Origin of the sequence: Desulfovibrio subterraneus (assembly GCF_013340285.1) — a bacterium.
Taxonomy (GTDB): domain Bacteria; phylum Desulfobacterota; class Desulfovibrionia; order Desulfovibrionales; family Desulfovibrionaceae; genus Halodesulfovibrio; species Halodesulfovibrio subterraneus.
The window spans coordinates 204092-231070 of the sequence record NZ_BLVO01000012.1 but is presented as its reverse complement, the minus strand read 5'-3'; the positions used below and the strand labels follow the sequence as shown (position 1 = coordinate 231070).

Annotated in this window: 21 protein-coding genes; 14 read left to right on the top strand and 7 right to left on the bottom strand. The window is 58.4% G+C overall.

What is annotated here, in order from left to right:
- Positions 1-37 precede the first annotated feature (37 nt).
- The 10 genes from HUV30_RS05000 to HUV30_RS04955 all read left to right on the top strand — a co-directional run bounded on the left by HUV30_RS05000 (position 38) and on the right by HUV30_RS04955 (position 11400).
- Positions 38-670 carry a hypothetical protein gene (locus HUV30_RS05000; protein WP_174404329.1) on the top strand — a complete coding sequence of 211 codons (633 nt, stop codon included), beginning with the start codon at positions 38-40 and terminating at the stop codon, positions 668-670.
- Between the two features lie 33 nt (positions 671-703).
- Entirely contained in the window at positions 704-1111 is a 408-nt protein-coding gene (locus HUV30_RS04995; RefSeq protein ID WP_174404328.1) for a response regulator, read from the top strand.
- 87 nt (positions 1112-1198) lie between these two features.
- Entirely contained in the window at positions 1199-2695 is a 1497-nt protein-coding gene (locus HUV30_RS18360) for an ATP-binding protein (protein WP_174404327.1), read from the top strand.
- On the top strand, positions 2680-4089 hold the full coding sequence (locus tag HUV30_RS04985; RefSeq protein ID WP_174404326.1) for a sigma-54-dependent transcriptional regulator: 1410 nt from the start codon (positions 2680-2682) through the stop codon (positions 4087-4089). Before HUV30_RS18360 ends, HUV30_RS04985 begins: the two co-directional genes overlap by 16 nt.
- Before the next feature lie 381 nt (positions 4090-4470).
- A complete protein-coding gene (locus tag HUV30_RS04980; RefSeq protein ID WP_174404325.1) occupies positions 4471-4866 on the top strand; it encodes a response regulator in 396 nt (131 codons plus the stop codon).
- Positions 4863-6284, top strand: coding sequence for a sensor histidine kinase (locus HUV30_RS04975; protein ID WP_174404324.1), 1422 nt, complete (start codon positions 4863-4865; stop codon positions 6282-6284). The genes HUV30_RS04980 and HUV30_RS04975 overlap by 4 nt, the downstream gene beginning before the upstream one ends.
- On the top strand, positions 6281-6664 hold the full coding sequence (locus HUV30_RS04970) for a sigma-54-dependent transcriptional regulator (protein ID WP_174404323.1): 384 nt from the start codon (positions 6281-6283) through the stop codon (positions 6662-6664). The genes HUV30_RS04975 and HUV30_RS04970 overlap by 4 nt, the downstream gene beginning before the upstream one ends.
- Positions 6665-6797: 133 nt before the next feature.
- A complete protein-coding gene (locus HUV30_RS04965) occupies positions 6798-8033 on the top strand; it encodes a sulfite exporter TauE/SafE family protein (protein ID WP_243452074.1) in 1236 nt (411 codons plus the stop codon).
- Between the two features lie 3 nt (positions 8034-8036).
- A complete protein-coding gene (locus tag HUV30_RS04960) occupies positions 8037-8741 on the top strand; it encodes a hypothetical protein (RefSeq protein WP_174404321.1) in 705 nt (234 codons plus the stop codon).
- A 19-nt stretch (positions 8742-8760) separates the two neighbouring features.
- On the top strand, positions 8761-11400 hold the full coding sequence (locus HUV30_RS04955) for a PEP/pyruvate-binding domain-containing protein (RefSeq protein ID WP_174404320.1): 2640 nt from the start codon (positions 8761-8763) through the stop codon (positions 11398-11400).
- Here HUV30_RS04955 and HUV30_RS04950 read toward each other — a convergent pair.
- Positions 11397-12029, bottom strand: a complete 633-nt coding sequence (locus HUV30_RS04950; RefSeq protein ID WP_174404319.1) for a substrate-binding periplasmic protein — start codon at positions 12027-12029, stop codon at positions 11397-11399. The genes HUV30_RS04955 and HUV30_RS04950 overlap by 4 nt on opposite strands.
- 473 nt (positions 12030-12502) lie before the next feature.
- Between HUV30_RS04950 and HUV30_RS04945 the strand changes: the two genes are divergently transcribed.
- A complete protein-coding gene (locus HUV30_RS04945; RefSeq protein WP_174404318.1) occupies positions 12503-12979 on the top strand; it encodes a phosphatidylglycerophosphatase A family protein in 477 nt (158 codons plus the stop codon).
- 420 nt (positions 12980-13399) lie between these two features.
- On the opposite strand, the gene HUV30_RS04940 is transcribed toward HUV30_RS04945, so the two are convergent.
- From HUV30_RS04940 to HUV30_RS04925, 4 genes are read right to left on the bottom strand one after another with little or no spacing between them, the layout of a single operon-like run.
- Entirely contained in the window at positions 13400-14734 is a 1335-nt protein-coding gene (locus tag HUV30_RS04940; protein ID WP_174404317.1) for an NAD(P)/FAD-dependent oxidoreductase, read from the bottom strand.
- Entirely contained in the window at positions 14731-16473 is a 1743-nt protein-coding gene (locus tag HUV30_RS04935; RefSeq protein WP_174404316.1) for a chemotaxis protein CheA, read from the bottom strand. The genes HUV30_RS04940 and HUV30_RS04935 overlap by 4 nt, the downstream gene beginning before the upstream one ends.
- Complete coding sequence (locus HUV30_RS04930) at positions 16470-17219, bottom strand: histidine kinase (protein ID WP_174404315.1); 750 nt, start codon at positions 17217-17219, stop codon at positions 16470-16472. The genes HUV30_RS04935 and HUV30_RS04930 overlap by 4 nt, the downstream gene beginning before the upstream one ends.
- Positions 17220-17253: 34 nt before the next feature.
- Positions 17254-17646: a response regulator gene (locus HUV30_RS04925; RefSeq protein WP_174404314.1), complete on the bottom strand. Its 393-nt coding sequence runs from the start codon at positions 17644-17646 to the stop codon at positions 17254-17256.
- Between the two features lie 185 nt (positions 17647-17831).
- Here HUV30_RS04925 and HUV30_RS04920 point away from each other — a divergent pair, with 185 nt between their 5' ends.
- The 3 genes from HUV30_RS04920 to HUV30_RS04910 all read left to right on the top strand — a co-directional run bounded on the left by HUV30_RS04920 (position 17832) and on the right by HUV30_RS04910 (position 22190).
- Positions 17832-19088, top strand: coding sequence for an HDOD domain-containing protein (locus HUV30_RS04920; protein ID WP_174404313.1), 1257 nt, complete (start codon positions 17832-17834; stop codon positions 19086-19088).
- A 1-nt stretch (position 19089) separates the two neighbouring features.
- Positions 19090-21225, top strand: coding sequence for a sigma 54-interacting transcriptional regulator (locus HUV30_RS04915; protein WP_174404312.1), 2136 nt, complete (start codon positions 19090-19092; stop codon positions 21223-21225).
- A 497-nt stretch (positions 21226-21722) separates the two neighbouring features.
- Positions 21723-22190, top strand: a complete 468-nt coding sequence (locus HUV30_RS04910) for a YbbN family protein (protein WP_174404311.1) — start codon at positions 21723-21725, stop codon at positions 22188-22190.
- A 303-nt stretch (positions 22191-22493) separates the two neighbouring features.
- Here the strand turns inward: HUV30_RS04910 and HUV30_RS04905 are convergent, their stop codons facing one another.
- Positions 22494-24626, bottom strand: coding sequence for a methyl-accepting chemotaxis protein (locus HUV30_RS04905; RefSeq protein ID WP_174404310.1), 2133 nt, complete (start codon positions 24624-24626; stop codon positions 22494-22496).
- A gap of 225 nt (positions 24627-24851) precedes the next feature.
- A complete protein-coding gene (gene acs, locus HUV30_RS04900) occupies positions 24852-26843 on the bottom strand; it encodes an acetate--CoA ligase (protein WP_174404309.1) in 1992 nt (663 codons plus the stop codon).
- Positions 26844-26979 lie beyond the last annotated feature (136 nt).

Below are 26979 nucleotides of genomic sequence, written 5' to 3'. Positions count from 1 at the left end.
CCCTTTCTCAGCAAAGGGCCGGGATAAGGAGGACACCATGACCGCCATTACCACCACCATCATCGATACGTTTGCTGCCGTTGCCTATGCCGAAGCCAACCTGCACGACCTCGCCCGCGAAGTGGCCGGTCTTTCCGCCCCTTCCGGCAGCTTTGCCATCGATACTTTCGCAGCCGTGGCCTTTGCGGAAGCCAACCAGCACGCAGCAGCCTATGAACTGACCGGCATGGCAGTGCCGACAGAAGGCTACCTGAGCGACATCTTTGCCGCCACCGCCTTTACCGATGCCAACCTGCACGAAGAAGCCCGCCAGATGCTGAACATGGAAGCCCCTGACGGCGAATGGCTCAACGACATGTTCGCCGCTACAGCATACGCCGAAGAAGGCTTCCCTGATGCCGCCATGGAACTGCTCGGCATGCAGGCCGGTCCCGAAATCGCCCTGAACTGGAACACGGGCGCCCTTTCCGACACCTTTGCAGCCGCAGCCTTTGCCGAAGCAAACGAACACGGACAGGCCGCCAACATGGCCGGTGTTACGGTACCCCCGGCAACCCAGCGCGCCATCCGCATGCAGCGCGGCCATAACGCCCCGCGTACGCTGGAAGGCTTCATGGCCACCGTCGGCCTGCAGCAGGCACCTGTCCGCTACGGCATAGCCTGCCTGTAATCCGCAACGCTGCACGAACCAGGAGAACCCGACATGAAGAACATCAAGCTGCTCCTCGTGGATGACGAACAGGAATTCGTGGAAACTCTGGCAGAACGCCTTCGCCTTCGCGACCTCGGTCCCGATGTGGCCCTGAACGGCGAAGCCGCCCTGACCATAGTGCACGACAGCGTACCGGACGTGATGCTGCTGGACCTGATGATGCCCGGCATCGACGGATGGGAAGTTCTGGAAAGGGTCAAGGGCCAGTATCCCGACGTACAGGTCATCGTGGTTACCGGTCACGGCTCGGATGCAGACAGGGACCGGGCCATTGCCAGAGGTGCCTTTGCCTACATGCGCAAGCCCGTGGATTTTGACCAGCTGGTCATCACCATAATGGCCGCATACGACCGCAAGCTCGCCATGGAAAATTCCCCGTCTCAGGCGGCAACAGCATAACCGTAAGTATTTACTCCCCGACCGCAGAACGTTAAGGTGGACAGGTCCCAAAGGCCTGTCCGCCTTATTTTTACAAACGAGGTCCTCATGTCCTTATCGCTCCGCAAGCGCATTCTTCTGCTGCTGACGGCCATTGTACTCGTCAATATTGTCGGTGCGGGCGTTACCCTTTGGTACACCCAGCGCAGCAAGGCCCTGCAATCGGGCATCATTGATATGGAAGTGGGGGCCATGCATGCGGCCTTCGGGCTGACCTCCGAACTGCTTTCGCAGCGCGGCTACACCACCTACTTCTTCCTGAACAGCGACCCCGCATGGCTCAACCAGATGGAAATCCATCACAAGGCCTTTCAGGAACAGCTTGCCCTTGCCCGCAATTTTTCCACCCTCAGCGGCGGACGCGACATTCTCAACGAGATTGAATCGCAATACATCCGTTACGTGTACGCGCGTGAGCAGGTCATAGAACACTACAAGAACAACCGCCGCGACGACGGCGCACGCCTGCACTGGACCATCCGCGAGCGTTTCCACAATATTCTCACTCTGTGCGATGAATTTCGCGCGCTGCATGAACAGAGCATCCAGAAGCAGCGTGCATCCTACCTCAGAGAATCCGCAATGCTCGTGGCACTTGCTGTCACGGGCATTTTGCTTTCCGCCTTTGCGGGTGCATGGCTTGCTTCGGTGCTGGTGCAGCGTGTGCTCAATCCCATACGTGATATGGCCGTACACACGCTTGAGGTCATGGACCCGGGCCACAAGAAATCCGGCACCAAAGTCGATAACGAGGTGGAAGCACTGGGCGAAAAGCTGCGCACCCTCATATCCGACGTGGGCGATGTGCAAAAACAGCTTGATGCCAGCCGCGAATCACTCATGCAGTCGGAAAAGCTCGCGCTGGTGGGCAAACTGGCCGCAGGCGTTGCGCACTCCATCCGCAATCCGCTTACATCCGTAAAAATGCGCCTTTTCTCGCTGGAGCGCTCGCTCGTGCTGGATGAACACCAACGCGAAGACTTTGAGGTGGTCAGCGAAGAGATTTCCCACGTGGAAAGCATTGTGAAGAATTTTCTGGAATTCGCCCGCCGCCCCAAGCTGCGGCCACGCAAGCAGAGCCCATCAGACGTAGTGGACATGGCGCTCAAGCTGCTGCGCCACAGGCTGGAATCCAGCGGAACTGAAATTGTGCTCAAGCGCACCAGCAGGCTGCCCGAACTGCCCCTTGATGCGGATCAGCTCAAGGAAGTTTTTGTCAACCTGATCATAAACGCCTGCGATGCGCTTGTGACCGGCGGCACCATAACAGTGACCGAAGAAACCGGGCTCATGGAGCCCATGGGTGAAGTGGTTGTCATCCGCATTGCGGACAACGGACCGGGCATTCCGCCCGACATACTGGACAGGGTTTTTGATCCGTTCTTCAGCACCAAGGAAGAAGGGTCGGGCCTCGGACTCGCCATCGCCCGACGTGTAGTGGAAGAGCACGGCGGCTGGCTGCATGTGCGTGCCGGCGACGAGGGTGGCGCAGTATTTGTCATTGCCCTACCGGGCAGCAGGAGGTCTACATGGCTACGATCCTAGTGGTGGACGACGATCCGCAGCTCCGCCAGAGCTTCGAGCGTCTCCTGAAGGCCGAGGGGCACACCGTGCTCACGGCACCGAGCGGAGAAAAAGGGGTGGAAATCGCCTCAGAGTCAGAACCGGACATGGCCGTACTTGATGTACGCCTGCCCGGTATGAACGGACTGGAAACATTCAAGGTGCTGCGGGGTATGTATCCCTCACTGCCGGTTCTCGTCATGACGGCTTACGGCACCACCGAAACAGCCATCGAAGCCACCAAGATGGGGGCCTTCGATTATGTCATGAAACCCTTCAACGTTCCGAATGTTCTTTCCCTTATCGGCCGTGCCGTTGAGGTGCGCGCCCCGAGGCCGGTTTCAAACGACTCGGTCGCCACCTCAGACGCCCTGCTCGGGCGCAGCGTGGCCATGCAGGAAGTCTGCAAGCAGATAGGCCGCGCCGCTCCCACGCAGGCCACAGTTCTTATCCGCGGGGAATCCGGCACCGGCAAGGAACTTGTGGCCCACGCCATACACAAGCACAGCAACCGGTCTGACCACCCCTTCTGTGTCATCAACTGCGTTGCCATTCCCGAAACCCTGCTGGAAAGTGAACTCTTCGGGTACGAAAAAGGCGCCTTCACCGGAGCCAGCAACCGCAAGGCAGGCAAGATTGAACAGGCCAACCGCGGCACGGTGTTTCTCGACGAAATAGGCGACATGCCGCCCCCCATTCAGGCAAAGATTCTGCGCCTGCTGCAGGAACGCCAGATAGAACGCCTCGGGGGCAAGCTCCCCATTCCCGTGGACGTGCGCATCATCGCCGCCACCAACCGTGATCTTGAAAAGGCTGTGGCTTCCGGCGAGTTCCGCGAAGACCTCTACTACCGGCTGAACGTGGTTTCGCTCACGCTGCCCCCCCTGCGGGAGCGGCGTGAAGACATTTCCCTGCTGGGCGCCCATTTTCTGGAAAAGTTCGCCAAGGAACTCAACATGCCCAACCCCGGGCTCACGGACCGGGCCAAGGCCGCCCTGCAGGACTTTCCCTGGCCGGGCAACGTGCGCGAGCTTGGCAACATGATGCAGAAGGCCCTTATCTTCAGCCGCGGCCTGGCCATAGATGCAGAAGACATAGCCGCCCTGCTCGGCGGTGCCGTTTCAACGTCCGGCGGACTGGACGAGAACACGGAAGAATCCGTGGTGCGCTGGGTGCGCCATGCACTGCTTGCGGAACCCGGCGACGGGCTTTTCGAATCGCTGGGCGACAGGTTCTGCGCCATAGTCATACGCGAGGCACTCACGCTTACCGGAGGCAACCGGACAAGGGCATCCAAGCTGCTGGGGATGTCACGCCCCACGCTCATAGCACGCATTGAAAAATACGGACTCAAGGTAGAAGCCTCTGTCAGCTGAGGCAGCTTCCTGCAATAACGCTCTGCTCTTCACTATCATATACCCCGTCGGGCACTCATTATGCGTGAACAGTCGTGATCACTGATCCTGTTCCGCTGCAAGTTCCCGGCACCGTATGCACCAAAATCCGGTTGTGTACCTAACAACCGGTGCGGCGGCCCGCGCCCCTCTGACAGGCTTGCACCGTCAGCCTGCATGACACCTCTCTCCTGCTGTCCATATCCGGACAGACAAATCGTAAAAAAGACTGACACCACAGGCGGCCCCTTATCAGGGCCGCCTTGCTCGTGAAAAAGATAACATGCTGTTATTTCGTATTTTTATTTTCTTCTCTCAACCCTGTACTTTTGGCACGGCGGTTGCGTTTACAGTGCCATGAACATGTCTCAGGTCATAGACAAGGGTGCCTGCACCATACTCATAGCGGAGCGTAACAGCCGTATAGGCTCGCTGCTGGAGAAAGCCTTTCAGAACAGGGGCTATCCGGTATTGCTTGCATCTAACGGTTACGAAGCCGCAGAGATTTTGCGCAGGGAAAACCCCGCCCTGCTGGTGCTGGACCCTGACCTGCCGTACCTGTTCGCCCTTCTGGAAGCCGGCAAGGGCATTCTGACAGAAAGAGTGCCTGTCATCCTGCATCCGCTCTCCGCCGGACAGGATACCGGAATTACCATGCCGACTTCCGGAACAGTGTATAAGGAAGCAGACCCTGAAGGATTGCTTCTGGCTGTTGAATCCACACTGTCCGGCCAGGCCACGCGGGAGGTTCAGCGATGACCCTAACCCAAAACCCACATGACTCCTTCCGCTGGCTGGCCGCTAGGGTGGTTCTTCTTTCTGCTACACCAGTTGTGCTGCTGGCCCTTGTGGTCGCGAGCCTGCTGTTCTCAGCATATGGCAACGATGCGCAGCGTCCCTTCGGCGCATTGGCCCATGCCGCCATCAGGCAGTCCGAATCCGTGCCGGAAGCGATGCGCAACGCACGCAGCGTATTTCCTGCGGCTACCCTTATCTATATTGAGAACGGCGCCATCGTGCAGTCTGACGGCGAAGTCATAGAGGCTCCCGTCGCCGAAGAAGCCACACAGCTCGCCGCCTCGCTGGGCGGTACAAAGGAATGGGAGATCAAGACCGTCACGCCTCCCTTCCCCGGCAGCATTGCCATGGCGGCTGTCGCCCTGCACTTCACCGCACCTGAGGCACTGACCAGAGCCGTGGTTGTAGCCACTCCGCTCGGGCACCTCTTCCCGCAGATGGAATTTGCATGGGGCATGACCCTCATCGTTTCCGGGGTGCTGGCCATGCTGCTCGCCTACAACTCGCTGGTCTTCTCCGGATACGTGCAGCAGAAGCTGTCTTCCGAAGAACTGCGCCGCCGCGCCCTTGAACGCCGCATGGTTGAGGCAAACCGCCTCTCCTCGCTCGGCACACTGGCTGCGGGCATAGCGCACGAAATCAATAATCCGGTTTCCATCATGACGCAGGAAGCCGGCTGGATAGAAGATCTTACCGAAGACGACCTGCCCCGCGAAGAACTTGCGGAAAAGGTGCGCGCTTCCGCCCAGACCATCCGCACGCAGGGTGCACGATGCCGCGATATAACCCACAACCTGCTGCGTCTTTCCAGACAGGGTGCTGTGGAAGCCGCCCCCGTGGACCTGAACAGCATTGCGGAAGAAGTGGCAGCACTGAGCAGACATCGCAGCACACGGCAGGGTGTAACGCTCACCGTCCGCCCGCAGCCCGGCCTTTCCATGGCCTTTGCGGCACAGGCGCACGTGCAGCAGATTCTCATGAACCTTGTGGGCAATGCGCTGGACGCCATGCAGGAACAGGAACGCGGCATGCTCTCTCTGTTCACCTGGGAAGAAGCGGACCACGTCTGCGTGGCAGTGGCTGATACCGGCCCCGGCATGAGCGAATCGGTACGATCCAGAATTTTTGAACCCTTCTTCACCACCAAGCCTCCCGGCAAGGGAACCGGACTTGGGCTGGCAATCTGCTACGGACTTGCAAGACGCAACAAAGGTTCGCTGACAGTACGCAGCACGGAAGGAGAGGGAACCATATTCGTCCTGACCCTGCCCCGCATGGAGACCGACGAGGACATGCTGACAGAACAGGACACCGAGGATGAAATCAATGCTCCCGCAGAACCGGAGCAGAACCGCCGACATGAAGGAGACCTGACATGACAACCGAATCCATGACCGTATTGCTGGTGGACGACGAACCCGACTTCCTGTCCGTCGTGGCCCGCAGGCTGGAGCGGCGCGAAATGAAGGTGCACTCCGTAGGGTCAGGTGAAGAAGCTCTGGCGCTGCTGGAAACGCATCCGGTCGATGCTGTTGTACTGGATGTGAAAATGCCCGGAATGGACGGAATAGAAACTCTCAAGCGCATCAAGGCGGCGCACCCCGAGGTGGAAGTGATTATGCTCACAGGCCACGCCGACCTTGAAGTTGCCATAAGCGGCATGGCGCTTGGGGCTTTCGACTACCTGCTCAAGCCGGCAGACATTGACGAGTTGATGTTCAAGCTGCGGGACGCCTCCCGCACAAGGCCGCGTGTCTGACAGACCACCTGTTCTACCGTGCGGTACGGCAACGTGTGGCACGCCCCCGGCACGCTGAACCGGGAAGGTGCAGGCACCCTTGAAACGAACGTTCTTACTGAGGAAGGTTAACGCGATGAGGAAATTGTATTCAATGATGATGGCGGCATCTGCCGCACATGCGCGGTGGGACTACGAGCAGTCCATGAGCATTCTCAAGAGCCGCAAGAAGATGCTGATTCTTATGCTTCTGGCGCTGCCCGCTCTGCTGGTTTCCCTGGCCGTTGCAGGCGACGTCATGCCCCAGATGCTGGGCGGCAAGTCTGCATACAGCCCGGCGTATTACACGCCTTCGGTATTTCTCGTATCCATTCTCATCGGCCTGTGTGCCGGTCTGATCACCGGCTGCATCGGTGCGGGTGGCGGCTTCATCATCACCCCCGCGCTCATGAGCGCCGGTATCAAGGGTATTCTGGCAGTGGGTACCGACCTGTTCCACATCTTCGCCAAGGCGATCATGGGTACCGCGGTACACAAGAAGCTGGGTAACGTTAACACCAAGCTTGCCGTGGCCTTCCTTGTGGGTTCCGGCGTGGGTGTTACCGGCGGCGGTCTTATCAACCGCGCCCTGTACGAACTGAACCCCGTTCTGAGCGATACCTTCATCAGCGCCATCTACGTGGTTCTGCTCGGCTTCCTCGGCTTCTACTCCATGGCCGACTTCCTGAAGCTGCGCAAGGCTGGCGACGGCGGCTGCGCACACGGCGGCCCTGCTCCGACCGAAGGTACCGGCCTGCCTGCAAAGCTGCAGTCCATCAATCTTCCGCCCATGATTACCTTTGACGAAGACCTCGTACCCGGCGGCAAGAAGATCTCCGGCGTCATGGTTGCCGTCAGCGGCGTATTCGTAGGCTTCCTCGCTGCCATCATGGGTGTGGGCGGCGGGTTCGTAACCTTCCCCATCTTCGTATATGTTCTCGGCGTATCCAGCTTCACCACCGTGGGCACGGACATCCTGCAGATCATCTTCACCGCAGGCTATGCTTCCATCACCCAGTACGCCATCTACGGCTTCATCTTCTACACGCTGGCAATGGGCATGCTGCTCGGCTCCCTGCTGGGCATCCAGCTCGGCGCACTGACCACCCGCGTGGTCAAGGGCATCTACATCCGCGGTTTCTACGCCATCGCAATTCTTGCCGGCTTCGTGAACCGTCTGTTCGACCTGCCCTCCAAGCTGGTATCCATGGAGATCATTGACCTTCCCGCTTCGCTGGTTTCAACCCTCTCAACCGTGGGCAGCTACCTGTTCTTCGCAGTAGTAGCCGCGTTCGGCCTCTGGGTTATCTCCACCTTCATCACCAAGATTCCCGCACTCAGGGAGGGTTAAACCATGTTGATAATGAACAAGAAATCGTTCTCTCTGGGCGGCATAATGCTCCTTGGGTTCTCCGTGGTGTTCATCGCCATGTTCACCCCCAACTTCGGTGACGGCAACAACGCCTTCCACGCTGCGGACAAGCTGTTCAACTCCATCTCCAAGGGTTCCACCTACTACATCCCCGCCATCCGCGAAGCGGCCAAGGGCGGAGACAAGCAGGTAACCCTGAAGCTGCACATGAGCAGCGAAGCAGAAGCCGCCAAGGTGGCAACCATCTTCGGTTCCGTGGCTGACGCAGCCGTCAGCGGCGTGGATGTGAACGTAGCCGGCAACCTTGCCACCATCCTCAACCGTGCCATTGACGACAGCGACGCCATGTTCGCCAACAATGAACAGCCCCTGCAGTCCGCCTACAACCTCGGCGGCAAGGAAGGCATGTACATGTGGTGGAAGGGCCTGAAGGCCGCTGAAAGGAATCTGAAGAAGCAGGAACTGTTCAAGGAAGCCGCTCTGGTGAACAACATCATCAACCGCGGCGTGGAAGTGGGCTACAACTACTTCGGCGTACAGCCTGAAAGCGCATCTTCCCGTACCGGCATCCTTGCTTTCTCCCTGATCTTCTATGTAATATACACCCTGTGGTTCGGTTATTCGATCTTCTACCTGTTCGAAGGCTTCGGCCTCGCCATGAAGGGTGGGAAGAAGAAGGAAGTATAAGGACACAGGTATATACCCGATGACGTCCCCTGACAGCGCGCTGGCTCGAGCATGGGCCGTCATAGCAACAACAGCCCGGCGGCTTTCCGGTTCCGCACCCTACTCGAGTGCGGAAGAGGAGAGCCTCCGGGCTTCCTTTCGTGAAGCCTGCGGGCGTTTCAAGCGCCTTATCAGCGCCAACAACAAGGCGCTGGAGGCCATGTCCCACATGGAGCAGGCGCTGGAGGGCACGGCCCCCTACGACCTTTCCTACGTGCGCACCCAGAGCACCCGCATTGTCTCTTCCGTCTATCAGATGATCGAGGCCATGGAGACAATTGCCCCTGGCCGCTATGGGGCGCTCAGGGAACGATTTGAAGCCATCCGCGCAGAAATTTCTCCCCATCTGGAAACCACGCCCGAACCAGCCGATGGTCCGCTGGTGCTGCCGTTTTCCTCCCTTGGCTGCGAGCACGCCCCGCAGGTGGGAGGCAAAGCGGCCAACCTTGGCGAACTGCGCAACAAGGCCAACCTGCCTGTGCCGGACGGTTTTGCCGTTACAGCACACGGATTCTGGGCCTTCATGCGCCACAGCGGCCTTGATGAAGAAGCCGACAGGCAGCTCAGGCTTGCAGACCCGGACAGGCTGGACAACCTGTATGCCATGTGCTCACGCATACAGCAGCAGATTATACGATCCCCCCTGCCTGACGAGCTTGTGCAGGCCCTGACCCGTGCCGAGGCCGAACTGCGGGAACGCACAGGCTACACCGGCAACCTCGCCGTGCGCAGCAGCGCGCTGGGCGAAGATATGCCCGGGCAGGCGTTTGCGGGCCAATACCGTTCACTGCTCAACGTGCCTTCCGAAACGCTTGCCGAGGCATGGCGAGAAGTGGCAGCTTCCAAATACGGCGCAGAAGCCGTGGCCTACCGCCTGCGCTGCGGCCTGAGCGACAGGGACACGGCCGTGAGCGTTGCCGTTATGCCCATGCTGGGCTCTGTTGCCGGTGGCGTCCTGTACACCCGCGATCCCGTGGACGTGCGCAGCGAGGCCATTATCATCCACGCCGTGCAGGGCCTGCCCAGAGGCGTGGTGGACGGCAGGCTGCCCACCGACCGCTTTGCCGTGCAGCGCACCGCCCCTTTTGCTATTGTGGAACGCCATGTAGCCTTTAAAAAAGAACGCTATGTCACCGCCCCCGGTGAAGGTGTGGCCAAGGTGGATTCCCCGCCGGAAGAGGCAGCACTGCCCAGTCTGACGGACGAGCAGTTGCAGCAGCTGGCGGCGCTGGCCGAACGGGTGGAACAACACTACGGCACCCCGCAGGATGTTGAGTGGGCCATGCTGCCGGATACCAGCTTCATGCTGCTGCAGTCGCGCCCCCTGACCATGCCCTCGGCGGACGCCATTGCACGGCGCCTCACCCCGCCCACCTTGCCGGAGGGGACTGTCGTTCTTGTTCAGGGGGGCGAAACCGCCTCTCCCGGAACAGGAGCAGGCCCCATAGTCCAGATCCGCAAGCAGGCCGAGGCACTTGCCTTTCCCGAAGGCGGAGTTCTGGTCGTCCCCTACGCCGCCCCCCGCTGGGCTCCCCTGCTCTCGCGCGCTTCCGCCGTCATAGCAGGTACGGGGTCATCCGCAGGCCATCTTGCCAATGTCGCCCGCGAATTTGGTGTGCCGGCTCTCTTCGGGACAGGCTGGAAGGCAGATTCGCTTGAAACTGGCACGCTCGTCACAGTGGACGCCGACGCAGGGCTGGTGCTTGAAGGGCGTGTGGAATCGCTGCTCACGGCCCCCAAGCCGCGCAACGTCATGCAGGGCACCTCTGTCCATGCAACGCTGAAGCAGGTGCTCTCGCACATAGCCCCGCTCTCGCTCACCGATCCCGACTGCCCCGACTTTCGGGCTGTGAACTGCAAAACAATGCACGACATCACCCGCTTCTGCCATCAGAAGGCGGTTGAAGAGATGTTCCGCGACGGCAAGGATGCCCGCTTTCCCAAACACCTTGCACGGCAGCTCTATCACGGCAGGCCGCTGCAGTTCTGGGTTGTTGATCTGGACGACGCCTTCCGCTCGCCGCCCGCAGGCAAGCTGATTCCGCTCGAAAACATAGCCTCGCCGCCCATGCATGCCCTGTGGCACGGCATGATGCATATACCGTGGCAGGGGCCGCCTCCGGTGCATGCGCGCGGGTTCCTTTCCGTGCTGGCAGAGTCGGCGCTGGACCCCGGTTTCGAGCCTTCCAGCGCGTCCATCTACAGCATGAAAAACTATTTTCTGGTCAGCAGCCGGTTCTGCACGCTGCAATCGCGCTTCGGCTACCATTTCTGCACAGTGGAAACCCTTGCAGGCGATGTGGATGCAGAGAACTTTGCGGCGTTCCGCTTCAAGGGCGGGGCAGCCGATGCCGACAGGCGGCTCATGCGCGTGCGGCTCATTGCGGATATTCTGGAAGAGAACAACTTCCGTGTGCAGGTAATACGCGACAGCCTTGCCGCGCGCATGGAAGGCTTGCCGCTTGAGCACATGCTGCGCGCCTTGCAGGTGCTCGGCTATCTCGCCATGCACACACGCCAGCTGGACATGGTCATGTCCAGTCCGGAAGCCGTGCAGCACTACCGGGACAAGATTGCAACGGAACTGCAGGAAGTGCTGGGCTCTCACACCACGTTCTAGAAATCTGCCCGGGCCAGCTTTCCCCTTCCTGAACCGTAAAGGCTGGCGCCTTTTCGCACGTCTTCTGCGGGGCAGAAAGATTCATTCCAGATGCTGTCAAACTCGCCGTTCCGCTTCAATTCAGCCAGCCCCGCATTAAAGATATCCAGCAGCCTTCCGGCATCGGGATAGCTGCGGGAGACTGCCAGGGCGTATTCCATTGTGATGACGGTATTCCGGCTCATCTGAAACAACGATTCCTGCTGCGGAAAATATTTGTGGATAAGGTACCACCCCACATTTCTATCCGTCAGCAGAATATCCGATCTTGCCGAGTACAGCTTCTTGAAGGAGCATTCCTCATCCGGTGCCAGATCCACATCCACCGCCGCCGTGTACAGGCGGTCAGTCAGAAAATCACCGAGCGATCCGGCCACGGTGTAGCCCCTGAGCGACTTGATGCCGTGGTATTCAAAACCGGGAAAACGCTGTTCCATGAAAAAGGCATGTGTTTCACCCCTGAACAGGGGCTGCGAAAAATTCCAGCGTCGCTTGTGGCGCTCGGAAATGGGGTAAGGGAATGAGGCAAAGGCGATTCCGCCATCCAGCATGGCCTCGCATCGTTTCCACGGAAAAAAGCGAAACTGCACGGTTATGCCGCCCAGTTCAAAAGCCCGGTGTATAATGCGCGCTGCAGGGCCGAACTCCTGCATATGCTCAGATACGTATGGAGGCCGCTCACCCGTTACGATGACCAAAGGCTTCGTGACCAAAGGCGTTGCGCCGGGCGGCGTTGCCAGGGCCGGACTTCCGGATACCAGAGAAAGGCTGGCCAATAAAAGCCACAGAGAGGTCAACCAGATGCGGGTGCTATCCAAGCCACGCCTCCACCGCTTTGCTGTTCTCTTGAAAATGCAACTGACTCCAGTAAGTACTCAGTACAACAAGTCAGACGACACAACAAGAGATCATACCAACACTCGCACGATCAAGAGCAAGAACACCTGCCCGCACTCACCTTGAGCATGTGCCGGATTGACTTTCCGCCCGCCATCTGTAGCATACGGATCATAGACGTTTTTTCTCTACCGATACTCACGCTTACAGGATAGCAAACACTCCCATGAATGAACGTACTTTTTCGGACGAACTCTGCCTGCAGGCCAGCAGGCTCGGTCCCTGCGGGCTTTCGCCCAAGGCTCCCGGCACTGTCGGCTCTGCCGCAGCCGCACTTACTGCCCCGTTGTTCTTTCTGCCGCTTTCTTTTGAATGGCGGGTGCTCATTCTCGGGCTTATCTTCATTTTCGGCAGCCTGATCGTTACCCGTGCTGAAAAAATGCTCGGTAAAAAAGACCCCGGCGAGATTGTCATAGACGAACTGCTCGGCATGTGGCTGACCATGCTGCCCTTCGCCAGCCTCGGCTGGGAGTGGATTATTGCGGCATTCGCCCTGTTCCGCTTCTTTGACATTTTCAAGCCCTATCCCATCCGCGATGCCGAACACTGGCTCCCCGACGGCTGGGGTGTCATGGTCGACGACGCCATTGCAGGCCTGTACGCCATGATGACCCTGTGGGGAGTGCGGCTCGTTCTTCTATAGTGTTCGCAACATAGCTATTCATCTGCATTCACAAGGTAAAAGCCCTGAAATTACTTCAGGGCTTTCTCTTTTTTCCACAGCCTGCACCGGTCAATCTGCATTCAGCAACCGTATATGCCAGAAGACTGTTCGCTTCTGCCTGTGGAAAATGTTCATAACACAACAACTCGCTAAATTATTGGCATTAGTTTCAAACAACATATGTGCGCTTCATGAACGCAAAAGTCTGAAACAGGGATACCATGCACCTGTTTTTGGCCTGTTTTCTGCCTGTTCCGCATCAAATCCGCACATTGGGAACAGAAATGTTCCCCAATTTGTTCCTATCAAACATAATAGTCTGAATTAAAACAAAAAAGGCAGGAACATATCCTGCCTTTGGCGATGCCTTTTTCTCTGACCGACCCTGCTACGCTCCGTTCATTTGCCGGAGCCTTGTGACCTGTTCTCATCATCTCCCACACAGGAAGCCGGAGAGTGCCTTTGCCGTTCAATCCACGGAATACGAGGAAGAATAAGCCGCACGGACCGCTCGAAGAACAGATAGTCCCATGCCCAGTTGACCATGACGAACAGTCTGTTGCGGAACCCGATAAGGTAGGCCAGATGGACAAACAGCCACAGCCCCCAGGCCACAAAGCCCGTTGCCGTGTGCGTACCTATGCGCACCACCGCGCTGGATCTGCCGATGGTCGCCATGGCTCCCTTGTCGCGATACTTGAAGGGCCGGACTTCTTCCCCTCGTATATGACGCAGAATATTCTCCGCCGCCAATGCGCCCTGCTGTGTGGCATTGGGAGCTATCATGGGTGATTCACCGGAAGACGGAAGCGCAAGGTCTCCCGCTGCGAACACATGCGGATGCTCCGCAATTTGCAACGATGGCAGCACAGTCACACGCCTGCCCCGCCCGAGCGGAAGCTTCATGGCGTCTGCCGTTCTGTTGCCCCGTATGCCAGCCGACCAGACCACCGTTTCCGTTGCCACAGGCGATGCCCCCTTGAGCAGCACCTGATACGGCTCCACGCTGGCAACCGTGCTTTCAAGCCGTACATCCACCCCCATACGCGACAGTCGGCGGAAGGTGTATTGGCGTAACTTTTCAGGATACCCCGCCAGCAGGCCGCTGCCTGCCTCAAGCAGCACCACGCGGGCCTGACCGGTATTGAAGTCGGGAAAATCCTTGGCAATGGGGTTGCGGATCAGTTCTGCCAGCGCTCCGGCATATTCCACACCGGTAGGGCCGCCGCCCACAACCGTGAACGTAAGCATGCGCCGCTGGATATCCGGGTCCGGCTCATGGGCCGCCATCTCGAACCGTGTGAGAATGTGGTTGCGCAGCCCTATGGCCTGCTCCAGCGACTTGAGCCGGAAGGCGTGTTCATCCGCCCCCGGCACGCCGAAAAACTCGGTATTGCTGCCCATGGCGAGCAGCAGATAATCGTAGGGAACATCGCCCCCGTCCGTATGCACGATGCGGGCATGAAAATCCGCTCCGGTAACGCAGCAGAGACGAAAGTCCACATTGTCCAGCGAACGGAACACCCCTCGCAACGGATAGGAAATCTGCTCCGGTTCAAGCTCCGCCGCTGCCACCTGATACAGCAGCGGCAAAAAGGTGTGGTAGTTGTTCCTGTCCAGCACCAGCACGTCCACCGCAGCCGAGCGGGAAAGGGCACGGGCTGCCCACAATCCTGCGAATCCGCCTCCGGCTATGACGACCCGTTTGCGGTCGGGAGAACGATAGGCACTCATGAAACCCTCCGTACCTTGGAGGAAAGCCCTCCGTCCGATGCCTTGAGGCGGTCTATGAGATTTTCCACATCCACCACAAGGGCATCCGTTTCGCCCAGCATACCGAACCCGAGGATGGGAATCTGGTAGATGCTCTGCAACGGTATGGTGAAGCCTGTCACCACGGCCTGTTGCTGGGTGATGACCTCGTCTATGAGCAGGGCCGCGCTGGCATCGCCCACCCGCACCACAATGGTGTGCAGGTAGCCGTCCGCATTGGGACGGGCAATCAGGCCGAAATAGTCTGCCAACGGAATGATGGGGAAGGTTTCGCCCCGCACGCTCACGGCTCTGGAGCCATCCGGCAGTTCCACGGTATCCGACTTTTTCGCCGCAAACACTTCGAGCACGTCACGGCTGGGAATGATGAAGATTTCCGTACCCACGCGGGTTATAAGGGCATCCACAATACCTTCGTTCACCGAGCGGGCCAGCGGAATGGAGATGAGAAAGGTAGTTCCCTTGCCCAGTTCGCTGTCCACGCGCACCTCGCCGTTCAACTGTTCCTTCACCGCGTTGAGCACGGCATCCATGCCCACGCCACGCCCGGAAATATCCGTCACCGTCTCGGCTGTGGAAAAACCCGACGCCATGATGAACTGATAGAGTTCTTCATTCGTGTACGTTTTGCCCTCTTCCAGCAGGCCCTTTTCTCTGGCCTTGTTGCGAATGCGTTCGGGGTTCAGGCCGCGTCCGTCGTCGCGGATGGAAATATAGGCATGGTCTCCCTTGCGGTAGGCGTGCAGGCGTATCACGCCTGTGGCGGGCTTGCCTATGCCTGTGCGCTCTTCCGGCGGTTCCACACCGTGGTCCACGGCGTTGCGCAGCATGTGTACCAACGGCTCGTTCAGGTTCTCCACGATCATCTTATCCAGTTCCAGATCGTCGCCTTCCACCACCATCTCGATTTTCTTGTTCACCTTCTGCGCCGTGCTGGTCACAAGACGGTGCAGGGGAATGAAGATCTGCTTGAGCGGCACGAGCCGGATATGGTCCACCTCGGACTTTATGCGGTCGATAACAAGGTCCATCTCGCGCAGGCCGGAAATGGTGGCCGAATCAAGATTCTTGTTCTGGGAAATGACCGCATAGCTCACCATGAGCTTGCCCACCCAGTCTATGAGGTTATCCAGCTTTTCCGTGTTCACGCGGACAGAGAATATGCCTTCGCGCTTGCCGCGTGCTGGGGCGTTGCCGTTGGAGCCATCCTGCGCCTTGCCCGGAGCTTCTGCAGCCTGGGCCTGTGCCGCTGCGGCGTCATCAGCCCCTGCAGCACTTTCGTCCCGTTCCGCATCTGCGAAGGAATCTGCAGGGGAATCGGCTTCATCAACACTTTCGCACGGGTCTTCACCCACGCATTCAGGCACCACAACAACAGCAGGCCCTGCGGCAGCCAGCGCCGCAGCCTTGGCCTCTATTTCTTCCGCCCGTTTGGAGACGAACCCGCCAAGGGCATACAAAAGGCGCTTATGCGCTTCGCATATACCCAGCAGCGAAGTAACAAGCTCAGGCGTGACCGGCTGAATGCCGTCCTTCAGCATATCGAAAAGTGTTATGAGCTGGGCAGAAGGCAGCTTGAGGTGCGAAAGCCCGAGCATGCTCAGCACATTGGACACGTTTTCCGGCCCGGAGGCCGGTTCCTCAAGTGCCACAACGGCAGCTTCCATCTGCTCTATGCTGGCTTGAATCACGTCTTTCATGCGTTACCTCCGCTGCCGGTTTCCCGTTCGAAGAACGCTTCCAGACTGGGATGGGCCGTAAAGATGGCTCCGTATCCCCAGCTGTGGAACAGCCCGTTCACAAAGGGCTGCATGCCTGCCACGTGCACAGGAAATTTTTCCGCAAACGGTTCAAGCACATCCCAGACAGATGTGCTCACCGACAGCACCGTCGAGAGATCCAGCACAATGGGAACCCCCGCGCTCTGCTTCTTCATCACATCAAGCAGCAACTGTTTCTGCGCGGGCAGATGCACACGTTGCATGGCCACAGTCGCAACGATAACACCGCCCACAACGGAAAGACGCACACCGTCTTCAACGACAACCTTGTTCTGTTCGCCTGATTCGCTCAGTTCACGGATACGGGCCAGCACACCGTCCATCTCGCCCTGCGGGCCACTGCCGGTATCCCGTATCTGTTCAATGACCTGGAATATCATGTTCACGGAGGTAATGGCTGCGGTTGTCACCGCATCGTCCAGCTCCACATCTCCGGCCTGAATTTTCTTGAGAAAACTCTCCACTTTGTGCGTGAAAGTAGACGCGACTTCAAAGCCCCCCATGAAGCCGGTCACCCCCTTGATGGTATGCAGCGGACGGGAAAGATTTTCTATACCGGCATGAACATCTCCTTCCTTCATGCGGTCCAGTCCGTCCATGACCTGCGGGTAGAACTTGTCGTACAGTTCCCCCATGAATTCTTCAATCTGGTCGTCGTCATGCATGATGTGCGATTCCTCCGGCCCGGTTCGGGAGCGATCAATCGTCGATGAGTCCCAGCGTCTTCAGTTCCCTGAACAGTTTGTCCTTGTCGATGGGCTTTACTATGTAGGCGGACGCCTGCCCGGAATCGAAGGCCCTCACCACGGTTTTGATATCGGCAAGGGCAGTGGTCATGATGACCTTGGCCCTCGGCAGCGTGCGGTCATCCTCCCGCTGCCGGATGACCTCAAGAGCCTCCAGACCGTTTTTCACCGGCATCATGATATCCATGAGAATAAGTCGGTAGGGCCGCTCCTCGCTGTGTGCCAGTTCGAACGCTTCCAGCGCCTCGGCACCGTTGACCACCACATCCACCTCGAAAATTGGAGCCAGCATCTTCTCAAGTACGATTCTGCTTATGAATTCATCTTCCACCACTAGCGCGCGCATAGCTTCTCCAAACGGTTATCCGGTTCAACATCACCTTCCGGCTTCATGACGAGACTATTTCAGGCGTAACTGTTGTTACACCATGCCACCATCGGCAGGAAGTATTTTTTATCCAGCAGCGATACTTTGAAAACAGGCATCCTTCCTGTATCATCGACACACACGATTTTGACAAGGAGTCTCCTGTGGGCACACTGCATATCGACGAACTGCTCCCCGGCATGAAGCTGGAAGCCGAAGTACGTGGCGTGCACAACCGCAGACTGTTCCCTGCGGGCATTGTGCTTGAACAAGAGCAGATCGCCATTATGAAGGCATGGGGTGTGACGGAAGCCACAGTCGCAGGTGTAAGCCGCAAGGAAATTTCCGGCCAGTCGCCGGAGAAGATTGCCCCCGAAATCATGGAACAGGCAGTTCGCGTGGTGGATGCTTCCTTTCAGGACAAACACCGGGATAACCCGTTTCTGGAAGAGTTCCGCCGCCTGTGCATTATCCGCACGGCCAGACGGATGCGGGATAACACCTATGTTCCCATGTCGGAAGAACGCCTGCGCGACCTGCGCACGCAGTGCGATGCCACCCAGCCGGACAACAACGGCCACACGGCCGCATCGCTTGTGCAGAGCGAGGTGAAGCTGCTCTCCTTCCCCTCCGTATACACCCAGATTCTCAAAGAACTGCAATCGCCCGCCTGCTCCGCCCGCCGCATGGGCGACGTAGTGAGCCGCGATCCCGGCCTTACTGCCAAGATTCTGCGTCTGGTCAACAGCCCGTTCTACGGTTTTCCTTCCCGCATAGACACCATTGAACGTGCCATCACCATTCTCGGCATAAACGAGCTGACCACCCTTGCCATAGGCATTTCCGCCATAAACACGTTTTCCAGCATTCCTTCTGCGGTGCTCAACATGCAGCACTTCTGGGAACATTCCGTTTCCTGCGGCACGCTGGCGCGGCTGATAGCCGGCACAAAACCCGGTCTTTCGGAAGAGCGGTTCTTCGTGGCGGGCCTGCTGCACGACATAGGCATGCTGCTCATTCTGCGCGCCATGCCCCATTCGTTCTGCAAGGCCATACTTGTATCACGCGAAAACAGCATTCCGCTGGAACAGGCCGAACAACAGGTCTGCGGTTTCGACCACAGCGAAGTGGGCGGCCTGCTGCTTGAGGCATGGGGTATTCCCGAAAGCCTTACCCACATGGTACGCCACCACCATGCACCACTGAACGGGCAGCCGCTGCTGGATGCGGCCATTGTCCAGCTGGGCGATACGCTGGCTCTGGGGCTGAGAAACGAGGATTACGGCGCGTTCTACACCCCCACCATTACCCCGCAGGTACTGGACGCCATAGGCCTGCCACCGAGCTCACTGGAATCCATTATCTTGCAGCACGGACGACAGATGTCCGAAATGATGAATATTTTCATCAGAGAAGCCTAGCATGACCGATACTCCGGACCCGTTGCACACTCTGCCAGCCGAAAGAAGGGCCGCCTTGCGCGCACTGGAACTGGCGGCCACACTTGGCCATTACGGCGCAACGCTCGACGCCGTGGAAAGCGAACATGCCATTCTGCGTGATGCCGCAAGCAAGCTGGAAAGCTTGATGGCTTTTTCCTGCCAGAGCTTCTTCATGGTGGATGAGCAAAGCTTCGCCTTTTCCCCCGTGTGGACGTCGGCGCCGGATTCTGCAGAGCACATGGCGCATGAAGTGGGCATTCTCATTGAAGACCGTTCTTTTGCCTGGGCGCTGGGACGCAACAAGCCCACCGTGGTTTCCGCGAGCAACGGCGAACGGCTCCTGCTGCACCCGCTGACCACCGCCACAGGTCCCATAGGCATGTTCGTGGGGTTGCTGCGAAAAAATGCGGAAGAACCGAGCGCGGATATCGGCTACTATCTCATCACGGTCATTCTCTTTGCCACGGCAACGCTGGTGGAAAATTTCAGACTGTTCCAGCGTCTGGAACAATCCAACGTCACTCTTGAGCAGCAGGTAACAGAGCGTACCAAGGAGCTGACGGCATCCAATACGCAGCTCACCGGAGCGCTGGATGAAAACCGCCACTACCGGCGGTATCTGGAAACAGTTTTTTCATCCATGCTCGACCCGCTGATCACCGTGGACAGAGAACTGAACATCATAAGCCTGAACACGGCGGCAGAACGCTTTTTCGACAGGCGTGCCGACTCCCTGATGGGCATGCCCTTCAGCAGTGCCTTTCCCCACGCCATTGACGCCTTCGGGCAGGTTTTTGCCAGTGCCATAGGTCTTGGGCAGTCCGTGCGGGAATTCCGCACCCAGTACCGTGCCGAAGGCATGGAGAAGGTGCTGGTTCTGAGCTGCGCCCCGCTCAGGTCGCAGGCAGACAGCAGTCAGGAAGCAGCCGAGGGTGCCGTGCTGCTCATCCGCGACATCACACGCATAGTCTCACTTGAAAAACAGCTGCAGGCCCGGCATTCCTTCCGAAGCATCGTGGGCAAGAGTGAGCGCATGCAAAAGCTCTACACCCTGCTGGAAAGCCTTGCCGAGGTGGACACCACCGTGCTGGTCACGGGTGAATCCGGCACGGGCAAGGAGCTTATTGCCGATGCCCTGCACCACAACGGAGCCCGCGCCCACGGTCCCCTCATCAAGGTGAACTGCACAGCCCTTTCCGAGAGCCTGCTGGAAAGCGAGCTCTTCGGTCATGTGCGCGGCGCATTCACCGGCGCGGTGGCAGACAAGGCCGGACGGTTCGAGGCTGCCGAGGGCGGCACCATATTTCTGGATGAAATCGGCGATGTCTCTCAGCGCATACAGATTCTGCTGCTGCGTTTTCTCGAATCAAAGGAATTCGAACGGGTCGGCGACACCACCACCCGCAAGGCGGACGTGCGCATTGTTGCCGCCACCAACGCCAACCTTGCACAGAAGATACAGGAAGGCAGCTTCAGGGCCGACCTGTATTACCGGCTCAATGTCATGCATGTGAAGCTGCCTTCGCTCAGGGAACGCCGTGACGACATTCCCCCTCTGGCCAGCCACTTCATCACCCTGTGCAACAAGGAGCTGGGTACACGCATCACGGGTATCTCCGAAGATGCCATGCATTATTTCATGCGCCACCAGTGGCCGGGCAACGTGCGCGAACTCAAGCATGTCATCGAGCATGGCAGCATCCTCGCCCGTCAGGGGCTTATAAGCACGGAACACCTCACACCGGAGATGCTTGAGCTGTCTTCACCGTTTGCCCAGCAACATCAGGCTCCCATATCGGCTCACATGCCCGCCCCCATGTCGGCACCAGCGTCCTTCCCTATGCAGGGTCAACCAGCCGCACCGGCAGGCAACAGCGCAAACAGCATGGCCGGCGGAACACCACAACACGCTGTCCCCCCCCACATGTCCACGGGGTATCATCCCCATGCAGCCTACCCCATGCCACCCAGACCGGCCTTTCATGACCTGTCGCCGGAGACTATCCGCGAAGCGATACTGGCCGCCCGCGGCAACAAGGCACTGGCAGCACGGCAGTTGGGCATAGGTCGGGCCACCCTGTACCGGAAAATGCACGAACTGGGCATTTCGGTCTGAACCAGCCCACTCTTGTCTGGTCTGGACTGATCCGGTCTGCTTCGTTCTGAACAGGTCTACGCTGGCCTGAACAGGGCGGGAACGGCCTGACACGTCCGGCACGTCTGGCACGTCCGGGCAAGCTCGAGCCAGTCCGGGCAGGTCCGAACCGGCCCGCTCTGGCCTGATCCTCTCTGGTCCACTCACTCAGGCCCGATCCTCTCTGGCCCGTCCTATCTGGCCCGTCCTATCTGGCCCGCCCACTCTGGTCAGGTCTTGTCCGGCCGATCCGATCTTTTCCCAATCGTACCTCCCCTTGTCTGATGGCATCCGGTCATAGCGGTCTTACAGGCCCCGTCCGGTCCTTTCCAGACAGTTACTCCTCCCCACACACTGTCTCACGATACACATTAGAGATGTCTCTTGATACATACTTGAGACACTAGCGAGACACATTTATACACCCTATCTTTCTCACAAAGCACACTAACTACTTGTTTTAAGAGCAAAAACAAAACATGGCATCACCCTTGCCTATGTCTTTTCAGACGACAGCAAAGGACACGGCCATGATACACACAATTACACCTACAGAATTTGCCAGCTTGCTCAGAACTGAGAAGCGCCCAGTACTCGCCGGATGTCTGCAGAACGACCCTTTGCATGCAGAGCAGATTGAAACGCTCCAGTATGTCGCCGAAAAATTTACAAATCAGTTTTCGGTCTGTCTGTTGGATCCGGAGTATTTCTCCGAATTCTCCAGAACCTACGCCATCGCAGGGACTCCGTCGTACCTTCTCTTCTATTTGGGGGAAGAGAAGACCAGATTCATCGGTTTTGCGGATGAGCTCAATCTCATGAACATCCTGCTCATCGATGAATACAGCGATCTGGACAAGCTGGAACCGGCCTTCGGCCAGTACTGCACCCCGGTTCATCCCGTACCGGGTCTGTCCGGACTCTTCCGCAGCTGGAAACGACAGTAACCTGCACCAGTGTCCGTAAGGACGCTACGGGGGAAGAAGCGGCTAGAGCGCGGGGGCGCTCCAAACCGCGATCAGGTCGACGCACGCCGCACACGTTTGGGGACGGGGCGGCAGCAAGGGCGAAAGACGCTGCACAAAGATACAGCTTCAGGCTGTAGCAACCGGACACGAGTTGCACACTCATCGAGCTCCGCTTTTGGGGAAAAGTGGAAAAACCCCGCCTTCCAGAGACAGGAAGGCGGGGTTCTTTTTTTGCAGAAAAGGCTGCCCGCGCGGTGTACGGGCAGCCTCTATACCATACTTTTAGTAACGCTCGAAATCGGTATCGTCGTCCTCAAGGGCAAGACGCACACCGGCAACGGGCTTTCTGCCGGAAGCGGGTCTGGCCGTCTGAACCCGCCGTGCGGGGGAAGAGGCAGCCACCTTTCGCCGGGGTTCCTGCGCCACCATGGCGCTCCCGTTCACCTTGAAGAAGGCAATGGCCTGCTGCAGCTGTTCTGCCTGTGCAGAAAACTCTTCGGCAGTGGACGCCAGCTCTTCGGACGCAGAGGCATTCTGCTGGATAACCGTATCAAGCTGTCCGATGGCGGAATTGATCTGCCCTGCGCCCACCTCCTGCTCGGAGCAGGCTGCGGCAATTTCACGCACCATGTCTGCAGTACGGCGAATATCGGGAACCACCGAGTTCAGCATGCGTCCGGCCTCTTCGGCCACACCCACGCTGGAAACAGCCAGTTCGGTAATTTCGCCCGCCGCCTCGCGCGAGCGCTCGGCAAGCTTGCGCACTTCTGCGGCCACCACGGCAAATCCCTTGCCGTGTTCACCGGCGCGGGCAGCCTCAATGGCGGCGTTCAGGGCCAGCAGGTTGGTCTGGCGGGCAATTTCTTCAATGAATGTGATCTTGTCCGATATCTGGTGCATCACCTGCACCGTGCGCTGCAGCGCCTCGCTGGAACGCTGGGTCTCGTCCGACGCCTTGGTGGCGAGTGTTTCGGTGTGGCGTGCGTTTTCCGCATTCTGGCGCACTCCGGCCAGCATCTCCGTCATGGAGGCAGAAACCTGCTCAACGGACGAAGCCTGCATGGTGGCCCCCTGCGACATGCTTTCCGAAGAGGCGGCCAGTTCTTCCGAACCGGATGCCACCTGCTCCGTTGCCGCCTGAATATCCTGCACCACACCGGTCAGCCTTTCGACCATGGCTTTGAGTGATGCGTACACACCACGCGCATCCCTGTGGCCGAAGCCGATGGTCAGGTCCCCCTGCGACACGGTACCCGCAATGGATGCCATTTCATCCGGCTCGCCGCCCAGCGTATTGGTGATGCTGCGCGTGAACAGTATGCTCACGGCCACGATACCTGCGAGAATGCCCGCAGAAAGCAACGCCACCAGCCGCACCATGCCGTAAATGGTGTCCTGCATATCCTGCTGGCGGGCCACTATGGCCTTTTCCACTCCGTCAACATAGATGCCCATGCCGACGACCCAGTTCCAGTCCCTGATGAGACGAACGTAAGACAGCTTTGGTTCCGGCTTGTCCGACCCGGCCTTGGGCCACACGTAATCAACGGTTCCTTCACCATTGGCCTTTGCCACATCCACCATGGCCTTGAAGAAGGGCTTGCCGTTCTTGTCACGCAGGTCGAGCACGGTCTTGCCCACAAGAGATTCTGTGGGATGGCTGACCATCAGACCGTCCGTATCGTTTATCCAGAAATAGTTGCCGTCTCCGAGTCGCATTCGGGAGAGCTGTACCATGGCCTCGCGCTTCATTTCTCCGGTGATATCGTCCAGCCAGGCACCGGAACCGATGATCCAGTCCAGCCCCGGAATCAGGCGGACATAGGAAATCTTGAGCGAGGCTTCTTTTTCGCCGGGTTTCGCCCAGTAGTAGGAAACAACGCCTTCACCGTCAGCACGGCACACCCGCACCATCTCGCGGAACATGGCAGAGCCCTTTGCATCGCGATAATCACTGAGGTCCGCCCCGTTCATGGAAGCATCTACCGGATGCACGATCATTCGGGGAGTCGTATCGTTGATCCAGAGATAGTTGTCTCCGTCAAAACGAATGGAGCGGACAAGCTCTGCCACTTCCTGCTTCAGCTGCTCCGCAGGCAGATTTGCCCTGCTTTTGCGCAGCTCCATGATCTGGCTGTATACAGTGTCCACAACCCGTTTCAGGTCATCTTTCTTGACCATCTTGAGCTGTTCCACATCCTTGGAGCGCTGCACATATGATTCAATGGCCCCCGCAGCCATGGTCACATAGTCCTTGAGCCGCTCCTCTTCCTTTGCCAGCGCTTCAGTCCGGTACGCTGCCGACTCCTTCGCACTGTATCCCAGCATCTGCATTATGCATACTGCACCCAGCAGGGATACGGTCAACAAGGTTGCCAGAACCTGAAAACCGGTCATTTTAGTACGTAACTTCATTATGCTACTCCATCCACTATCGAGTGTGTCTATCCCCTGATGACAAACCATCAGGATAATTCCCTCCCAAGCCTCTTCGCACCTAGGGCAAAGAGATACCGCACACCAATAGTGCACTACACCAAACGATATCCGTCTTCCACCACTTTTGCAGTACATGAAAAAGAGGCGGCCTGATTATCATCAGGACGCCTCTTCCGTTAACGCTTGTCTTATGGAGAGTTGCTATCTGCCGGTAAGATCCATCTTGCCTTCGATCAGGTCGGAAATCACGCCCGGATCAGCCAGAGTGGAGGTATCACCGAAGTCACTGGTGCTTGTGCTGCCACCGGCAATCTTGCGCAGAATGCGGCGCATGATCTTCCCGCTTCGGGTCTTGGGCAACCCGTCGGCAAACTGCAGCACCTCCGGCGAGGCAATGGGGCCTATTTCCTTGCGGACCCAGGTTCTGAGTTCGGCGCGCAGCTCTTCCGTCTCATCCGCATCGGCATTCAGTGTCACATAGGCATAGATGGCCTCGCCCTTGATGGCGTGAGGCATGCCCACAACGGCGGCCTCCGCAACAGCGGGGTGCGAAACCAGCGCGGATTCTATTTCCGCCGTGCCCATGCGGTGTCCTGATACGTTGATGACGTCATCAAGGCGGCCCATGATCCAGAAATAGCCGTCACTGTCCACCCGTGCTCCGTCGCCGGCCTCATAGCAGCCGGGGAAGCGTTCAAAATACGTACTCTTGTAGCGTGCGGGATCGCCGAATACACCGCGCAGCATGCCGGGCCACGGCCTGCGGATGACCAGATGGCCCCCCTCGTTGGGTTCGGCATCGGTGCCGTCGGGCCGCACGATGCGCGCATCCACACCGGGCAGCGGACGCGTTGCCGAGCCGGGCTTCAGCGGTGTGGCGTAGGGCAAAGCCGAGATCATGATGCCGCCGGTTTCCGTCTGCCACCATGTATCCACAATGGGCAGCTTACCGCCGCCGATATTTTCGTGGTACCACATCCATGCTTCCGGATTGATGGGCTCACCCACGGAACCGAGCACGCGCAAACTGCTCAGATCGTGCTTCTGGGTCCATTCCGCCCCTTCGCGCATCAGGGCGCGGATAACGGTGGGAGCGGTGTAGAATATGTTCACGCGGAACTTTTCCACTACCTGCCAGAAGCGGTCGGGACCGGGGTAGCTGGGAACGCCCTCGAACATCAGTGACGTGGCACCCAGAGCAAGCGGGCCGTACACGATGTAGGAATGGCCGGTGATCCAGCCCACGTCTGCCGTGCACCAGTAAACGTCACTGTCCTTCACGTCGAACACCCACTGGGTGGTATGGGCGGCATAGGTCAGGTACCCGCCGGTGGTGTGCACCACGCCCTTGGGCTTGCCGGTGGACCCGCTTGTATAGAGAATGAAGAGCGGATCTTCAGAATCCATGGGTTCACAGGGGCAGCTTGCCTTGAGATCAGGAGCCTTCATCAGCTCGTGCCACCACAGATCGCGGCCTTCCTGCCATTCCACTGCGGCGTTGGCGCGGTTCACCACAACAACCTTATGCACGCTGGGGCACAGGCGCAGAGCTTCGTCGACATTCTTCTTGAGCGGAATGCTGCGGCCGGCACGGATAACAGCATCCGAAGTCACCACCACCTTGGCCTCGCAGTCCTGAATACGGTTCTGCAGGCTCACTGCGGAGAACCCTGCAAAAACGATGGAATGCACAGCCCCGATGCGCACGCAGGCCAGCATGGCAATGGCCAGTTCGGGAATCATGGGCATATACAGCGCCACGCGGTCGCCCTTGTGCACGCCCTGTGCCTTGAGCACGTTGGCAAACTTGCACACCTCGTCATACAGCATCTGGTAGGTGTAGACCTTCACGTCTTCGTCGGGTTCACCCTGCCAGATGATGGCGGCCTTGTTGCGACGGCCGTTGGCGATGTGCTTGTCGAGACAGTTGTAGGCAACGTTCAGCTGGCCGCCCACAAACCACTTGATCGAGGGAGTCTCCATGTCGGCATCCAGCACCTTGGTAAAAGGCGTGAACCACTCCACAAGCTCATTGGCCCGCTCGGCCCAGAATCCCTCGTTATCGTCCATGGAGCGCCTGTAAAGGGCTTCGTACTCTTCCATGGAGGTTACGCGAGCCGAATTCCGTCCTTCCATCGGCGGTTCAAACAACCGCTTTTCATCCATCATGCTCTCTATGCGTGCCTGACTCATGCTACACTCCTTATCGATTTGGACGGGTCGGTGCCTGATTCCACTCTTGGCCCGTGCGTATTAAGGCTGGTTCGTGTCCGCTCCTGCCGCCGGGTATCCCCTTTCGGAAAAAATACGCGCACGCGGCCGGATGCCC

Coding starts and splice junctions, on each gene's coding strand:
- HUV30_RS18360 (WP_174404327.1), top strand. CDS start 1,199: ATGTCCTTATCGCTCCGCAAGCGCATTCTTCTGCTGCTGACGGCCATT.
- HUV30_RS04905 (WP_174404310.1), bottom strand. CDS start 24,626: ATGAAGTTACGTACTAAAATGACCGGTTTTCAGGTTCTGGCAACCTTG.
- HUV30_RS04945 (WP_174404318.1), top strand. CDS start 12,503: ATGAATGAACGTACTTTTTCGGACGAACTCTGCCTGCAGGCCAGCAGG.
- HUV30_RS04965 (WP_243452074.1), top strand. CDS start 6,798: ATGATGATGGCGGCATCTGCCGCACATGCGCGGTGGGACTACGAGCAG.
- HUV30_RS04925 (WP_174404314.1), bottom strand. CDS start 17,646: ATGCGCGCGCTAGTGGTGGAAGATGAATTCATAAGCAGAATCGTACTT.
- acs (WP_174404309.1), bottom strand. CDS start 26,843: ATGAGTCAGGCACGCATAGAGAGCATGATGGATGAAAAGCGGTTGTTT.
- HUV30_RS04910 (WP_174404311.1), top strand. CDS start 21,723: ATGGCATCACCCTTGCCTATGTCTTTTCAGACGACAGCAAAGGACACG.
- HUV30_RS04955 (WP_174404320.1), top strand. CDS start 8,761: ATGACGTCCCCTGACAGCGCGCTGGCTCGAGCATGGGCCGTCATAGCA.
- HUV30_RS04995 (WP_174404328.1), top strand. CDS start 704: ATGAAGAACATCAAGCTGCTCCTCGTGGATGACGAACAGGAATTCGTG.
- HUV30_RS04985 (WP_174404326.1), top strand. CDS start 2,680: ATGGCTACGATCCTAGTGGTGGACGACGATCCGCAGCTCCGCCAGAGC.
- HUV30_RS05000 (WP_174404329.1), top strand. CDS start 38: ATGACCGCCATTACCACCACCATCATCGATACGTTTGCTGCCGTTGCC.
- HUV30_RS04980 (WP_174404325.1), top strand. CDS start 4,471: ATGTCTCAGGTCATAGACAAGGGTGCCTGCACCATACTCATAGCGGAG.
- HUV30_RS04930 (WP_174404315.1), bottom strand. CDS start 17,219: ATGCATGACGACGACCAGATTGAAGAATTCATGGGGGAACTGTACGAC.
- HUV30_RS04940 (WP_174404317.1), bottom strand. CDS start 14,734: ATGAGTGCCTATCGTTCTCCCGACCGCAAACGGGTCGTCATAGCCGGA.
- HUV30_RS04935 (WP_174404316.1), bottom strand. CDS start 16,473: ATGAAAGACGTGATTCAAGCCAGCATAGAGCAGATGGAAGCTGCCGTT.
- HUV30_RS04960 (WP_174404321.1), top strand. CDS start 8,037: ATGTTGATAATGAACAAGAAATCGTTCTCTCTGGGCGGCATAATGCTC.
- HUV30_RS04970 (WP_174404323.1), top strand. CDS start 6,281: ATGACAACCGAATCCATGACCGTATTGCTGGTGGACGACGAACCCGAC.
- HUV30_RS04975 (WP_174404324.1), top strand. CDS start 4,863: ATGACCCTAACCCAAAACCCACATGACTCCTTCCGCTGGCTGGCCGCT.
- HUV30_RS04915 (WP_174404312.1), top strand. CDS start 19,090: ATGACCGATACTCCGGACCCGTTGCACACTCTGCCAGCCGAAAGAAGG.